Genomic DNA, 14,367 nt, shown 5'->3' on the forward strand with positions numbered 1-14,367 from the left:
AGAACGGCCAACACTCGGGTCAGGTTGTGGTGGTGAAGGTCCAGGTGCCGGAGCCGACCTGGTATTCCGCGTGGCGAGGGGTGACGCGGAGGCGGGTGGCGCCGGGTGGGGCGGTGGTCTCGCCGAGCGGCAGGTGGATCTCGGCGGTGGCGCCGACCGGGACGGTGGCGGTGAGGGTCAGGCCGGTGGCGGTTTTCGCCCAGCTGACGCCGGCCTGGCCGCGGACAGTCGTGATGCCGGTGCGGGCCCAGTCCACGCCGGTGCGGGCGTCCGGGCGGATCAGGATCCGTTCGTAGCCGTTGGACAGCGGGCGCAGGCCGCCGACGTTCTCGTACAGCCACTGGGTGACGGTGCCCTGGAAGTAGTGGTTGCGGGAGCGGGAGTCCTTGTGCCACATCTCCCACATGGTGTCCGCGCCCTGGTCGATCCAGTAGCCCCAGCTCGGTTCGGTGCGCTGGGTGGCGATGGCGTGCGCGAGGTCGGCGTGGCCGTGTGCGGTGAGCACCGGCAGCAGCACGCTGGTGCCCAGGCAGCCGGTGTTGAGATGGTTGCCGCGCCTGCGGATGTCGGCGGCCAGACTGTCCACAACGGACTGCACGGACTCCGTTGGCACCAGGCCGAAGGCGAGTGGGATGGCGTTGCTGGTCTGCCGGTAGCCCTGGTCGCGGTCGCTGTTGTAGTGGCCGTTGCGCAGGAAGGTGCGGTTGAGGGTGTCCTTGGCCGCGGCGGCGACCGCGCGGTAACGGACCGCGATGTCCTGGTGTCCCAGCATCTCCCCCATCTCCGCGACGCCGATCAGCGCGCGGTGCAGGTAGGCGGTGGCGGTGAGGCGGTTGTCCTCGGGGGCCACGCCCCAGGGCGCGTCCGGGGGCAGGAAGTCGCCGAGGGCGGTCAGCGCGAGGCCGTCGCGCATCCGGTTGATCTCCCAGTCCAGGTAGCCGGTGAGCGCGGGCCAGTGCTCGGCGGCCAGCCGGTCGTCGCCGTACCAGCGGTGCATTTCCCTAGCCAGGAAAGGGAACACGGTGGTCCACTCGGGAGTGGGGGCGAGTTGCCGGTAGCCCCAGCGGCCGCCGTTGGGCACGATCACCGGGACCTGCCCCGCGGTGTCCTGGGCGTCGGCCAGATCGCCCACCCATTTGGCGAAGAACCGTTGCATGCCAAAGGCGTATGCCATGCTGGGCGCGCCGACCTGGGCGTCGCCGGTCCAGCCGTTCTTCTCGTACTTGGGGGTGTCGGTGGGCAGCGCGTGCAGGTTGTTCACGATGGTGCGCCGCATCATCCGGTCCAGCTGCTCGAACATGGGTTCGCTGCACCGGAATTCGCTGACCTCGGGCACATCGCTGTGCACCAGCCTGCCGAGCACCTGTTCCGGTCGCGGGCCGGTGATCTCGACGTAGCGGAAGCCCTTGTAGGAGAAGCGGGGTTCCCAGGTCTCCGCGCCGGTGCCCGCGGTGAGGTACTCGTCGCGTTGCTGGCGGAGGTCCTTGACGTGTTCGTTGACCGACTGCACGCTGCCGTCCGGGTTGAGTTTCTCCCCGTGCAGCAAGGAGATCCGAGTGCCGGCGGGGGCGCGGACGGTGATCTGGGTCCAGCCGGCCATGGTGCGGCCCATGTCGACGATGTGCACGCCGGGGCGTAGTTCGGTGATGCTCGCCGGGCGGATGGTCTCGGTGATCCGGATGGGTTCGTTGGGCTGGGCGCGCAGTTCTCCGGTGGGGGCGGGCACCGTTCGCGCCGCGGTCCAGGGGCCGGGAGCGTGCCGGGCGTCGTGGGTTTCGCCGGAATACAGGGAATTCACCTGGGTGTGACTGTCGGTGATCTTCCAGGTCCCGTCGGTGCCGATGGTGGTGCGGGCGCCGCCGGGGTGCTCGATTTCCAGCTGGGCCAGCAGTCTGGGTTCGCCGTGCCACTTGGCCAGGTGCCAGTCCCACACGTTGATCGTGGTGAGGCCGTAGAAACCGCGGCCCAGGGTGACGTCAAGCTGGTTGTCGCCCTGGCGGAGCTGCCCGGTGACGTCGTGCACGGCGTAGAGCACGGTCTTGTCGTAACCGGTGAAGCCCGGGTCCAGGACCTGGTCGCCGACCCGGCCGCCGTTGAGCTGGGCCTCGTAGTAGGCCAGGCCGCTGAGGTAGAGGCGGGCCCGCAGGACCGGGCGGTCCAGGCGGAAGTCCTTGCGCAGCAACGGCGCCGGTAGCTGGGTGGCGGGCACGGCGACGTTGCGGCCCCACGGGCCTTCGCCGTAGCGGGCCAGCACGGTGGCGGCGGGCCAGGCGCTGTCGTCGTAGCCGGGGCTGGTCCAGCCGGGGTGCGCGGTGTCGGTGGCCCGCCAGCCGGGGCCGGTGCGCAGTTCGACGGTGCCGCCGTCGGCGAGTTCGACGATCAGGCGCAGCAGCAGACCGGCCGGGCCACCGCGGTTGGCGGCCTCGGCGGCCAGGGTCAGCGCGGACCCGGTGGCGCGCACCACCTCGGTGACGTCGACCAGGTGCGCGGCGGCCCAGGAGTTGCCGGAAGCCATGGCGGACAACACTTCCCGGCCATGCAGGTGCACGGTGAGGTTGTCGTCGGCGGTGGCCACCAGGGTGGCCTTGCGGACCTCGCCGGGCAGGTCGAGGGTGGCGCGGAACCAGCGGGAGCCCAGCGGCGCGGTACTCAGCGTCCAGCCGGGGCCGCCGATCCAGGAGGCCGGGTCCACCCCGGGCGGCGGGGGCGGGGCGGTCGCGCCGATCCAGTCCGCGGCCCAGGGACGGCCGAGCTGGCCGGTTTCCCACCAGGCCGGACTGCTCCACGCCGAGGGCCGATTGTCGCCGTCCCAGACCCGGACCCGCCAGTGGTAGCGGGTACGCGGGTGCAGTGCCGGACCGTCGTAGCGGATGCCGAGGGTGCGGGCCGAGCGGACCGGTCCGCTGTCCCAGTGCGGGCGGCGGTCCCCGAACTGCCCGGGGTCGGTGACCACCTGGACCTGGTAAGCGGTCTGGGTGGCGCCGTTGCGGTCGGCACGCAGGATCCAGGCCAGCCTGGGCGCTTCGACATCGGTGCCCAGGGGGTTGGTCGCGTACTCCACGGTGAGCCGGTCGATGGTCAACGCGCTCACGGCCGTGTCCTCCCCCGCCTCGGCGATCTCGCCACTCGACAGTGCCACCGCCGCCGCGCCCGCGCCAGCACCGCGCAGGAAGTTCCGCCGGTTCACCCGCCTGGCCATGCCCGCCTCCCGTGACCCCGGCCGCTCTGTCCACAGTGGACGAAGCTGGTCCGGTGCCGCCCGGACACGGACGATAGGGAGACTGGTGCGCGGCAACAATCACGCTGACCGGTGTTGGTCAGCCGCGAACGGGTGAGCTTGGCTGGCAGACTGGGCTGATGCCGCCTGCCGAAGCCATCCGCATCGCCGCTCGTTACCTGGCCACCGCCGATCGCCTGCTACCCGGCAAGATCGTCGGCTGCTACCTGATCGGCTCGGCCGCGCTGGGCGCCTGGCGGGCCGGGCGCAGCGATGTCGACTTCATCGCGGTGCCGGCCGGGGAGTGCGGTGCGCGGGAACTGCGCCGGTTGCGGGTGTTGCACGTGGCGGGCAACCTCCGCACCGCCGGTCGGGCCCTGATCAGGGCCGATCCGAGCATTCCCGGCACCATGAACGGCGCGTTCGTCGCGGCCGCGGACCTGGGCAAGCCGGTGACGCAGATCCGCCCATTGGCCGCGCACAGCGGGCGATCCTTCAAGCGGGGCGCGGGTTTCGACGTGAACCCGGTGATGTGGAAGGTGCTCCGCGAAGGCGGGATCCCGGTCCGCGGCGACTCTCCGGACCGGCTCGGACTGGACCCGGAACCACACCTGCTGCGGGCCTGGAACCTGGACCAGCTCCGCGGTCACTGGCAGCACTGGGCGCACCGGTGCGTATCCGATCCGCCCAGGGACAAGCCGCTGATCCCGGCACACCGGCAGGCCCTGGCCAGGGTGCTCGGTCCGCCGCGGCTGCACCACACCATCGCCACCGGCCAGGTGATCGCCAAGGAAACCGCGGTCGAGTACGCCCTGGACACCTTCGACTCGCGCTGGCATCCGATGTTGCGGGCCGCGCTCGCCCAGCGCACCGGCGAGCCGGGCCCGGAATTCCCGGAGCCCGGCCGATTACCGCGACTGGCCGGTGAGTTCACCCTGGAAGTGATCGCGGCCGCGGAACGGTGGGCGGAATGATCAGAAATTGACGTCGATGCACTGGTAGAACGCGTTGCCGGTGTCCGCGATATCCCACACCGCGAGGATCAGGTGCCTGCCGGACTTGCCGCCGGGCACCGTGCCGGTGTGCGAGACCGCGTTCGGCGGCCGGGCGCCACCGTTGTTGACACTGATGAACGGGTTCGGATCCAGAGCGGCCCTGGTGAGTTTCGCGGTGGAGTTCCAGCCGTTCTTGGTGATGAAGTACTTGAACGAGGTGGTCGCGTGCGGCGCGGTCAGCCACCAGCTGAACGTGCGGCTCGCGCCGCTGGTCAGGTTGGTGGAGGGCCAGCTCCCGCCGCGCGGGTCGTCGAGCTGGGCGAACTGCCCGAGTCCGCCGGAGCAGATACTGCCGTCGGCCGGTCCGCGGGCCGGGAATCCCTTGGGTCCCTCGACACTTTGCGGTTCCCACTGGATCGGCCCGCAGTTCTTCGCGGTGCCGAGTTTGCAGAAGTAGGCCCGGCTGTTCGGACCGTTGGTGTATCCATGCGCGCTGGCCGTGGCCGGCACCAGGACGGACAACGCCATCAGCGCCAGGCTCAGGAAGCCGACCAGAATTGATCGCTTGATCGGAGTGGTACGCAAGGCAACCTCCGCGATGTTTCCGGCGGCGGGGGTTGCACCTCATGATGACAGCGGCCGCACATAACGCGTCAGCGACTATCGTCGGAATCAGGCCATGAATCGCACGAAGGGCCGGGCGTTGTCGAAAAACGGACAACACCCGGCCCCGGCACCGGAATTACTCGGCCTGTTCGGCCTTGTCCGGGGTGGCCCACAGAGTGTGGAAGGAGCCCTCGGCGTCCACCCGGCGGTAGGTGTGCGCGCCGAAGTTGTCCCGCAGGCCCTGGATCAGCGCGGCCGGCAGCCGGTCGCGGCGCAGGCCGTCGTAGTAGGCCAGCGAGGAGGAGAAGGCCGGGGACGGCACGCCTTCGCGCACCGCGTCCACGACCACCCGGCGCCAGCTGTCCACGCCGCTGGCCACGGCCTCGGCGAAGTACGGGGCGACCAGCAGGCTGGGCAGGTCCGGGTTGGCGTCGTAGGACTCGCGGATGCGGTCCAGGAACCGGGCCCGGATGATGCAGCCGCCGCGCCAGATGGTGGCGGTGGAGCCCAGGTCGATGTCCCAGCCGTATTCCTGGCTGCCCGCCCGGATGTGGTCGAAGCCCTGGGCGTAGGCGACCACCTTGGAGGCGTAGAGCGCCTTGCGCACGTCCTCGATGAACGCGTCCCGGTCGCTGTCCTTGACCCAGCCCGCGCCCGCCTCGCCGCCGAATGCCGCGGCCGCGGCCGCGCGCTGGTCGGCGTGCCCGGACAGGGACCGGGCGAAGGTGGCCTCGGCGATCCCGGTGATCGGCACGCCCAGGTCGAGGGCGCTCTGCACGGTCCAGCGGCCGGTGCCCTTCTGCTCGGCCTGGTCCTGCACCACGTCCACGAACGGCTTGCCGGTGCGGTGGTCGGTGTGCGCGAGCACGTCCGCGGTGATCTCGATCAGGAAGGATTCGAGGTCGCCCTCGTTCCAGCCGCGGAAGATCTCCGCGATCTCCGCCGGGGTGGCGCCCAGACCGGCCCGGAGCAGGTCGTATGCCTCGGCGATGAGCTGCATGTCGGCGTACTCGATGCCGTTGTGCACCATCTTGACGAAGTGACCGGCGCCGTCCGGGCCCACGTGCACGCAGCAGGTCTGGCCGTCGACCTTGGCCGCGATGGACTCGAACACCGGGCCGAGCCGCGCGTAGGACTCCTTCGACCCGCCGGGCATGATGCTCGGCCCGAGCAGCGCGCCCTCCTCGCCGCCGGAGACCCCGGTGCCGACGAAGTGCAGGCCCTTCTCCTTGAGCGCGGCCTCCCGGCGGCGGGTGTCGGCGAAGTGCGCGTTGCCGCAGTCGACCACGATGTCGCCGGGCTCCAGGAGTTCGGCCAGCTCGTCGATGACCGCGTCGGTCGGGCCGCCCGCCTTGACCATGACGATGGCCACCCGCGGCCGTTCCAGGGCGTCCACGAACTCGGCCAGGGTCTCCGCCGGGACGAAGGTGCCCTCGTCACCGTGCTCGGCGACCAGGCTCTTCATCCGCTCCACCGACCGGTTGTGCACGGCGACCGGGTAGCCGTTGCGGGCCAGGTTGCGGGCCAGGTTGCGGCCCATCACCGCCAACCCGGTCACCCCGATGCGTGCCGTCGCGGTCCTGGAGGTCTCGCTGCTCATCCTGCCCACCGTTCCGTGTCTGTGGCTGGTGCTACCTAGCGCAACACCAACCCTGCCACCTGTACTCCCTCTTCAACGTGCGGGATCAAGGATCGTTCACGCGGGGGCGTCGCGCAGTGCACGGCGGAGCGCGTCGGTGAGATCCCGGCCCATGCGGACGGTGACCGCGGCCTCGGTGATGAAGCCCGAGCCGTGGAAGGTTCCCGGGTAGAGGTGCAGTTCGGTGGACACCCCGGCCTGCACCAGTCGCTGCGCGTAGTCGAGGCCCTCGTCCCGGAGCGGGTCGAATTCGCACACCGCGACGAAGGCGGGCGGCAGTCCGGACAGGTCGGTGGCGCGGGCCGGGGCCGCGTACGGGGAGACCTCGGCGGTGCCGCGCTTGCCGACGCCGAGGTAGAAGTCCCAGCTCAGGATGGCGTTGGGCCGGTGCCACATCGGGGTGTCGGTGTAGGCGGTCATGGACGGGGTGTCCAGGCGATCGTCGAGTTCGGGGATGTTGAGCACCTGGTAGGCCAGCGCGGGGCCGCCGCGGTCCCTGGCCAGCAGGGTGACCGCCGCGGCCAGGCCGCCGCCCGCGCTGTCCCCGCCGATCGCGATCCGGGCCGGGTCCACGCCCAGCTCGGCCGCGTTCTTCGCGGTCCACTCCAGGGTGGCGTAGCAGTCCTCCAGCCCGGCCGGGTACGGGTTTTCCGGGGCCAGGCGGTAGTCCATGGCGACCACGACCACGCCGACCACGTCGGCCACCCGCAGCGCGGACCGCTCGGCGAGGTCCAGGTCACCGAGCACGAAGCCGCCGCCGTGGATGTGCACCAGCGCGCCCAGCGGGCCGTCGCCTGCCGGGGTGTAGACCCGGATGGCGACCTCGGGCCCGCCTGCCGGGCCGGGGATGTTCAGCGCGCGCACCTCGACCGGGTTCACCGGCACGTAGGGCGGGAATTCGGCGGCCATTTCCCGCCTCAGCGCGCGGGTGGCCACCGGGTCGGCGAAGTCCACCTGCGGGATCAGCGGGAGCCAGGTGGCCAGTTCGGGATCGATCGCGTAACTCATGATCGCAGTCTGCGCGGGCGGCACCGGCCGCGCCCACCGCCAACCGCCGGTGCTCCCCGGCCCTGGACCCGCCGCCTGGCTACGCTGATCGCATGGAGGGCCTGCTGCTGCGCCTGTCCGCGTTGGACGCCGACGCGGCCAGCGAGGTGCGGGTGATCGCCTTCTTCGACTCGCTGATCGCCCGCCGGGTCGACCTGGACACCCTGCTGCGCACCACTGCCCAGCTGACCGAATGCCGGGTCGGCCTGGACGCGGCCGATCGCGGACTGGCGCTGGCCGCGGAGGCGGTGGTGCGGGCCGGAGTGTCCACGCCCAGGGGCGCGCGGGTGCGGGAGTTGCCGGACGGGGCCCGGGTGTGGCTGGCCCGGACCGGGCCGGCACTGCCCCTGGATGACATGGTGCTGGAGCGGTTCGCGATCGCGGCCGAGCTGGTGCTGGCCCGCGGCGCCCTGCCGGAGTTGGGTGATCCGGCGCTGGTGGAGCTGGTGCTGGCGGAACGGGCCGGGGAGGCCGAGCGGTCCAGGGCGCTGCACCTGCTGGGGCTGACGCCGGGAACCCGGGTGCGGGTGCTGGCGGTGGCTGACGGCGCGGTGGAACTGGGTGGCTGGTCGGCGCCGCTGGGGCGGTCGCGGGCGGTGTTGCTGGCCGGACCGCCGGAGCTGGACCTGGTGCGGGCGCCGACGCGGGTCGGGGTGGGCGGCGAGGTGGCCGCGATCGACGCCCGGACCTCCTGGCGGCAGGCGCGGCTCGCGGTGCGACTGGCCGGCTCGCTGCCCTGGGATCCGCCGGTGTGCTGGTGGGAGTGGCTGGGTTCGCTGGCCGCGGTCGCCGAAGGGTTGCGGGCCAACGAGATCGAGCAGATCCCGGACGTGCGCGCGCTGGACCGGCTGGCGGCCGTGCCGGACCTGCTGCTGATCCTGTCCGCGGTGTGCGGGCACGATTCGGTGCGCAAGGCCGGCTACGCGCTGCACCGGCACCACAGTTCGGTCACCGCCCGCCTGGCGCAGGCCGAGACCGAACTGGGTTTCCCGGTGACCACGCCCGACGGCCGGTTCCGGCTGCGGCTGGCCCTGCTGTTGCGGCGGCTGCGGGACAACACGGACTGAGTGCTCAGCCGAGCCGGGTCCAGCCGGTGTACGGCGCGTCCCCACCCGGGTCGATCTGCCTGCGGTGCAACAGTTTTCCGTCTCCGGACACGGCGAACAGGTGGGTGCGGCCGCTCGGATCTACCGCGAGTGCGGGCTGGTGCACGACCAGGCCGCCGAGGTCGGTCCAGTCCAGGTAGCCCAGGTCCGGGGCGGACTGCCGGGTGGCGCTCACCCCGCCGTAGCGATTGGTGGCGCACAAGGTGATCCGCGGGGACGGGGTCTCGGCGATCCCGTGCCGCGGGTGCGGTGCGCTGGCCGCGGCGATCGGGCCGATGCCGCCGTGGCCGTCCAGGATCTCCGGTTTGCCGATCCACTCGCCGGTGCGGGTCTGCCAGGTGTGGCCGATCTTGCCCGCGTGCTCGCCGGCCAGGCGGTAGACCACGTCCAGGGTGCCGTCAGCGCTGAGCGCGACCGTGGGCGGTCCGGCGGGTTCCAGCCCGGGGAAGTCCGGGTCGAGACGGAAGGCGGCGCCGGATTCGGTTTGGTGCCAGCGTTTGAGCACCCCGGACCCGGCTTCCACGGCGAGCGCGAAGACCTCGATCCGGCCGCGGGCATCGGTGATCGCGGCCAGGCCGTCCTGCACACCGGGGCCACCACCCAGGTCCTGCCAGCCTCGCGCGGTCCGGGTGCTGAGTCCGCCGTCGCCGTTCTGCAGGAACACCTGGAATCCGCCGTCGACGACGGCGACCACCACCGGCTGGCCGATCTGCCTGGCCCGCCTGGACTTCCCGTGCGGGTTGCCCAGACTCGCCCACCGCCGCGGCCAGTCGCCGTCCGGCCGGGACTGGGTCAGGCAGACCACCTGGAAGGTGTCCAGCCGCAGCGCGAACACCCGGAGCCGCCCGTCCTCCTCCCGCGTCACCGACACCGCCGGCGCCAGCGGGCCGCCAGGGTCACCCAGATCGCGCGGGCCCAGCCAGCCGGATTCGCCGTCCTGCCACCAGGTCCGCAGTCCGCCGCTGTGCACCGCGAACGCCTGCAACCGGCCGGCTGCGGTGCGCGCCACCCAGTTCGTGCCGCCCCAGTACCGGTGATACAGCCGTTGCGGCCAGCCGCGATACCCGGCGGTGTTGGTGATCTGCTGGTCGAACTGGGCGTAGGCGGCGAACTGCGCGTCCTTGTCCCGCTGCTGACCGGCGTCCAGGTTCACCGGGCTGTGCTGGATGTTGTAGCCGCGGTAGGTGATCACCGCGACACGCTGGGTGGCGGGCAGGCGGCGCACCGCCAGGATGGCCAGCCGGGCGGCGCTGACGTGGTCGCGGTGGTCGTGCAACCGGTCCGCCGCCCCGTGCCGGAGGTCGGGCCGCGGGTCCTGCACCCGGACCACGGTGGGCTGGAACCGTTGGCACAGCCCGATCAGCAGGTTGATCAGGTCCTCGCGGTCGTAACTCTGCCGCGCCCGCACCGGACTGCCCGCCGGCACCACGGTGACCCGGCGGCTGTTGTCCTGCCACAGATGGAACAGCGAGGCGGCATTGCTCGTCGGATCGGCCGGATCGGCCTTGGTGTCGGCGTGTTTGTCCGCCCACTCGGGCAAGTTCACGAAGATCAGGTTGACCACCCGGCCGTCCCGCTCGGCCCGGCTGAACTCGACCTGGCGGCGCAACCCGTTGGGGCCGTTGACGGTCAGCGCCCCGGTCCGCCAGTCCGCCGCGTCGGCATCGGGAAAACCGAGCATCAGCGCGTAGGCGGCCCGGGCCCCGTCGTTACGGCAGGCGGAGTACTGCTCACGGTCCAGTTTGTACCCGGGACGACAATTTGGCGCCGGGATGTCCGGTTCGGGACTCGGTGTCGCGTAGCCCTCGCCCGCGGTGAGGAACACGGTGGTGACCGGCAGCCGCGCGGTGATCGCGTTGGCCAGGTCCGGGTTCATGAACAGGATGTCGTCGTCCTGATGCGCCACCACGTGCAGGTGGTGGCCCCCGAATGCAACGGCCGCGCACGGTCCCCCCGTGCGCGGCCTCCGCAAGCTTTCCCCAGTTGTCACACAGCCGAATCTAGCTGTCGCCCTCGAGTTCGCCTTCAGTCGCGAGATAAGCGTCGCGCAACGCGTCCAGGGTGGCCGGTTCCGGGCTCTCCCACAGCTTGCGCTCGGCTGCCTCCAGCAACCGCTCGGCGATGCCGTGCAGCGCCCACGGGTTGGCCTCGGTGAGGAACTGGTGGTTCTCCTCGTCGAGCACGTAGCTCTCGGCGAGCTTCTCATACATCCAGTCCGCCACGACCCCGGTGGTGGCGTCGTAGCCGAAGAGGTAGTCCACGGTGGCGGCCATCTCGAAGGCGCCCTTGTAGCCGTGGCGGCGCATCGCGGACAGCCAGCGCGGGTTGACCACCCTGGCCCGGAAGACCCGGGAGACCTCCTCGTTGAGCGTCCGGGTGCGCACCGCGTCCGGCCGGGTGCTGTCGCCGATGTAGGCGGCGGGGGCCTTGCCGGTGAGCGCGCGGACGGTGGCGACCATGCCGCCGTGGTACTGGAAGTAGTCGTCGGAGTCGGCGATGTCGTGTTCGCGGGTGTCCACGTTCTTGGCGGCCACCGCGATCCGCTTGTACGCCGATTCCATGTCGCCGCGGGCGGGCTGCCCGTCGAGTTCGCGGCCGTAGGCGTAGCCGCCCCATACCGCGTACACCTCGGCCAGGTCGGCGTCGTCCCGCCAGTTCTTGCTGTCGATCAGCGGCAGCAGCCCGGCCCCGTAGGCACCCGGCTTGGAGCCGAAGATGCGCATGGTGGCGCGGCGGTCGTCGCCGTGCTCGGCCTTGTCCGCCTCGGCGTGCGCGCGCACGAAGTTCTGCTCGGCGGGCTCGTCCAGCGCGGCGACCAGGCGGACGGCGTCGTCGAGCAGGGCGACCACGTGTGGGAAGGCGTCCCGGAAGAACCCGGAGATGCGCACCGTGACGTCGATCCGCGGTCGGCCCAGTTCGGCCAGCCCGATCACCTCAAGGCCGGTGACCCGGCGGGACTGGTCGTCCCACACCGGCCGCACACCCAGCAGCGCGAGGACTTCGGCGATGTCGTCCCCTGCGGTGCGCATGGCGCTGGTGCCCCACACGGACAATCCAACCGAGGGCGGCCATTCGCCGGTGTCCTTGCGGTAGCGGTCCAGCAGCGAGTCCGCCATGGCCTGCCCGGTTTCCCAGGCGAGCCTGCTGGGCACGGCCTTCGGGTCCACGGAGTAGAAGTTGCGGCCGGTGGGCAGCACGTTCACCAGGCCGCGCAACGGTGATCCGCTCGGTCCGGCCGGCACGTAGCCGCCGTCCAGGGCGTGCAGCAGGTGGCCGAGTTCGTCGGTGGTGCGAGCCAGCCGGGGCACCACCTCGGCGGCGGCGAACTCGAGGACCTTGGCGACGTCCTCGTTGTCCTTGTCCAGCACCGAACGCACCACCTCGGTGGCACTGCCCTGGACCCAGCCGCCGGCGTCCATCGCGGTGACCAGTGCGCGGGCCTGGGCCTCGATCGCGTCGGTGTCGGTGCGGGAGGCGGAGCCGTCCTCGTTGAGCCCCAGGGCTTCCCGGATGCCGGGCAGCGCGGCGACCTGTCCGGCCCACATCTGCCGGGCCTGGATCATGGCCAGCACCAGGTTGATCCGGGCCTCGCCCTCGGGCGCGGCGCCCAGGATGTGCAGGCCGTCCCGGATCTGCACGTCCTTGACCTCGCACAGCCAGCCGTCGACGTGCAGCAGGAAGTCGTCGAACTCCGCGTCGTGCGGCCGGTCGTCCAGGCCCAGGTCGTGGTCGAGTTTGGCGGCCTGGATGAGGGTCCAGATCTGGGCCCGGATGGCCGGGAGTTTGGCCGGGTCCATCGCGGCGATGTTGGCGTGCTCGTCCAGGAGCTGTTCCAGCCGGGCGATGTCGCCGTAGCTGTCCGCGCGGGTCATCGGCGGCACCAGGTGGTCGACCAGGGTGGCGTGCGCCCGGCGCTTGGCCTGGGTGCCCTCGCCGGGGTCGTTGACCAGGAACGGGTAGATCAGCGGGATGTCGCCCAGCGCCGCGTCCGTGCCGCAGCTGGCGGACATGCCGACGGTTTTGCCGGGCAGCCATTCCAGGTTGCCGTGCTTGCCCACGTGCACCATGGCGTGCGCGCCGAACTCCTGGGCCAGCCAGCGGTAGGCGGCCAGGTAGTGATGGCTGGGCGGCAGGTCGGGGTCGTGGTAGATGGCGATCGGGTTCTCGCCGAAGCCGCGCGGCGGCTGCACCATGACGACCACGTTGCCCGCGGTCAGCGCGGCCAGGACGATCTCGCCCTCGGGGTCCTGACTGCGGTCGACGAACAGTTCGCCGGGCGCCGGACCCCAGTGGCCTTCCAGCTCTTCGCGGAAGTCGGCGGGCAGGGTGTCGTAGAACTCGCGGTACTTGGCGGCGCTGATCCGCACCGGGTTCCCGGACAGCTGAGTTTCGGTGAGCCAGTTCTCGTCCTGGCCACCGGCCGCGATCAGCGCGTGGATCAGCGCGTCACCGTCCAGCTTGGCCACGCCCGGCAGCGCGCCCTCGCCTTCGGCCGGGCCGATGTCGTAACCGTTGTCCCGCAACGCGGCCAGGAGTTTGACCACGCTGGCCGGGGTGTCCAGGCCGACCGCGTTGCCGATCCGGGAGTGCTTGGTCGGATAGGCCGAGAGCATCAGCGCGATCCGCCGGTCGGCGGCCGGGATGTGCCGCAACTGGGCGTGTTTGACCGCGATCCCGGCCACCCGGGCAGCGCGTTCCGGGTCGGCCACGTACACGGTGAGGCCGTCCGGGTCGATCTCCTTGAAAGAGAACGGGACCGTGATGATCCGGCCGTCGAACTCGGGGATGGCCACCTGGGTCGCGGTGTCCAAAGGGGACAGCCCGTCGTCGTTGGCGGCCCAGCTCTCCCGGCTGGAGGTGAGGCAGAGTCCTTGCAGGATGGGCACATCCAGCGCGGCCAGCGCGCCGACGTCCCAGGCGTCGTCCTCGCCACCGGCGGAGGCGGCGGCCGGTTTGGTGCCACCGGCGGCGAGCACGGTGACGACCAGGGCGTCGGCCTTGCCGAGTTCGGCGAGCAGTTCGGGTTCGGCGGTGCGCAGCGAGGAGCAGAACACCGGCAGCGCCTGACCGCCCGCGTCCTCGATCGCGCTGCTCAGCGCCTCGACGAAGGCGGTGTTCCCGGCCACGTGGTGGGCCCGGTAGTAGAGCACCGCGACCACCGGTCCGCTGGTGGTCCGGGCTTCGCGCGCCAGCGCACCCCAGGTGGGGGTGGGCTGCGGCGCGGCGAAGCCGAGACCGGTGAGCAACACGGTGTCGGAGAGGAAGTTGTGCAGTTCGGCCAGGTTGGCCGGGCCGCCGTGGGCGAGGTAGGCGTGCGCTTCGGCGCAGACGCCGCCGGGCACCGTGGACAGCTCCATCAGCTGGGCGTCCGGGGCCTGTTCGCCGCCGAGCACAACAACGGGCCGGGGTCCGGCGAGCAGCCAGTCCAGGCCCTCTTCCCACATCCGGCGGCCGCCGAGGATGCGCACCACGACCAGGTCCACGCCCTCGACCAGGGCGGGCAGGTCGTCCACGAGCAGCCGGGCCGGGTTGCCGAGTCGGTAGTCGGCCTCGCTGGCGCGGGCGGACAGCAGGTCGGTGTCAGAGGTCGACAGCAGCAGGATCACGCGTGGCTCCACATCCCTCGGGGTCCGCGCCCCATGACGGTCGGGGACGGTGAGCGGAGTGTCTGGCTCCCGGGCTCGCACCCGGTGACAGTGGCGGGACCGCGCCGGACTCACACCGGCTTCCTCCGTGGTTCACCGTTCGAGGCGACCC

At 71.6% G+C, this 14,367-nt stretch carries 8 protein-coding genes and 1 riboswitch; of the genes, 2 read left to right on the forward strand and 6 right to left on the reverse strand.

The window, feature by feature from the left end:
* Positions 1-19: 19 nt before the first annotated feature.
* Entirely contained in the window at positions 20-3,199 is a 3,180-nt protein-coding gene (locus MZC64_RS38635) for an alpha-L-rhamnosidase (protein ID WP_247764634.1), read from the reverse strand.
* 158 nt (positions 3,200-3,357) lie between these two features.
* Here MZC64_RS38635 and MZC64_RS38640 point away from each other — a divergent pair, with 158 nt between their 5' ends.
* Positions 3,358-4,191 carry a hypothetical protein gene (locus tag MZC64_RS38640; RefSeq protein WP_247764635.1) on the forward strand — a complete coding sequence of 278 codons (834 nt, stop codon included), beginning with the start codon at positions 3,358-3,360 and terminating at the stop codon, positions 4,189-4,191.
* Here the strand turns inward: MZC64_RS38640 and MZC64_RS38645 are convergent, their stop codons facing one another.
* From MZC64_RS38645 to MZC64_RS38655, 3 genes are all read right to left on the reverse strand, one after another.
* A complete protein-coding gene (locus tag MZC64_RS38645) occupies positions 4,192-4,797 on the reverse strand; it encodes a lytic polysaccharide monooxygenase (RefSeq protein ID WP_282106563.1) in 606 nt (201 codons plus the stop codon). It lies immediately after the preceding gene.
* Between the two features lie 157 nt (positions 4,798-4,954).
* Complete coding sequence (gene gndA, locus MZC64_RS38650) at positions 4,955-6,418, reverse strand: NADP-dependent phosphogluconate dehydrogenase (RefSeq protein ID WP_247764636.1); 1,464 nt, start codon at positions 6,416-6,418, stop codon at positions 4,955-4,957.
* A gap of 96 nt (positions 6,419-6,514) precedes the next feature.
* Positions 6,515-7,465: an alpha/beta hydrolase gene (locus MZC64_RS38655; protein ID WP_247764637.1), complete on the reverse strand. Its 951-nt coding sequence runs from the start codon at positions 7,463-7,465 to the stop codon at positions 6,515-6,517.
* Between the two features lie 92 nt (positions 7,466-7,557).
* Between MZC64_RS38655 and MZC64_RS38660 the strand changes: the two genes are divergently transcribed.
* The gene (locus tag MZC64_RS38660) at positions 7,558-8,571 is read left to right on the forward strand and encodes a helix-turn-helix domain-containing protein (RefSeq protein WP_247764638.1); all 1,014 of its coding nucleotides are present in this window, start codon (positions 7,558-7,560) and stop codon (positions 8,569-8,571) included.
* Between the two features lie 4 nt (positions 8,572-8,575).
* Here the strand turns inward: MZC64_RS38660 and MZC64_RS38665 are convergent, their stop codons facing one another.
* Positions 8,576-10,519 (reverse strand): PIG-L family deacetylase, encoded by a 1,944-nt coding sequence (locus tag MZC64_RS38665; RefSeq protein WP_247797776.1) that lies wholly within the window; start codon positions 10,517-10,519, stop codon positions 8,576-8,578.
* Between the two features lie 91 nt (positions 10,520-10,610).
* The gene (cobN, locus tag MZC64_RS38670) at positions 10,611-14,216 is read right to left on the reverse strand and encodes a cobaltochelatase subunit CobN (protein ID WP_247764640.1); all 3,606 of its coding nucleotides are present in this window, start codon (positions 14,214-14,216) and stop codon (positions 10,611-10,613) included.
* Positions 14,217-14,272: 56 nt separating this feature from the next.
* Positions 14,273-14,342: riboswitch (cobalamin riboswitch) on the reverse strand.
* Positions 14,343-14,367: the final 25 nt, after the last annotated feature.

It is taken from the genome of Crossiella sp. S99.2, from assembly GCF_023094165.1.
Lineage (GTDB): Bacteria > Actinomycetota > Actinomycetes > Mycobacteriales > Pseudonocardiaceae > Crossiella.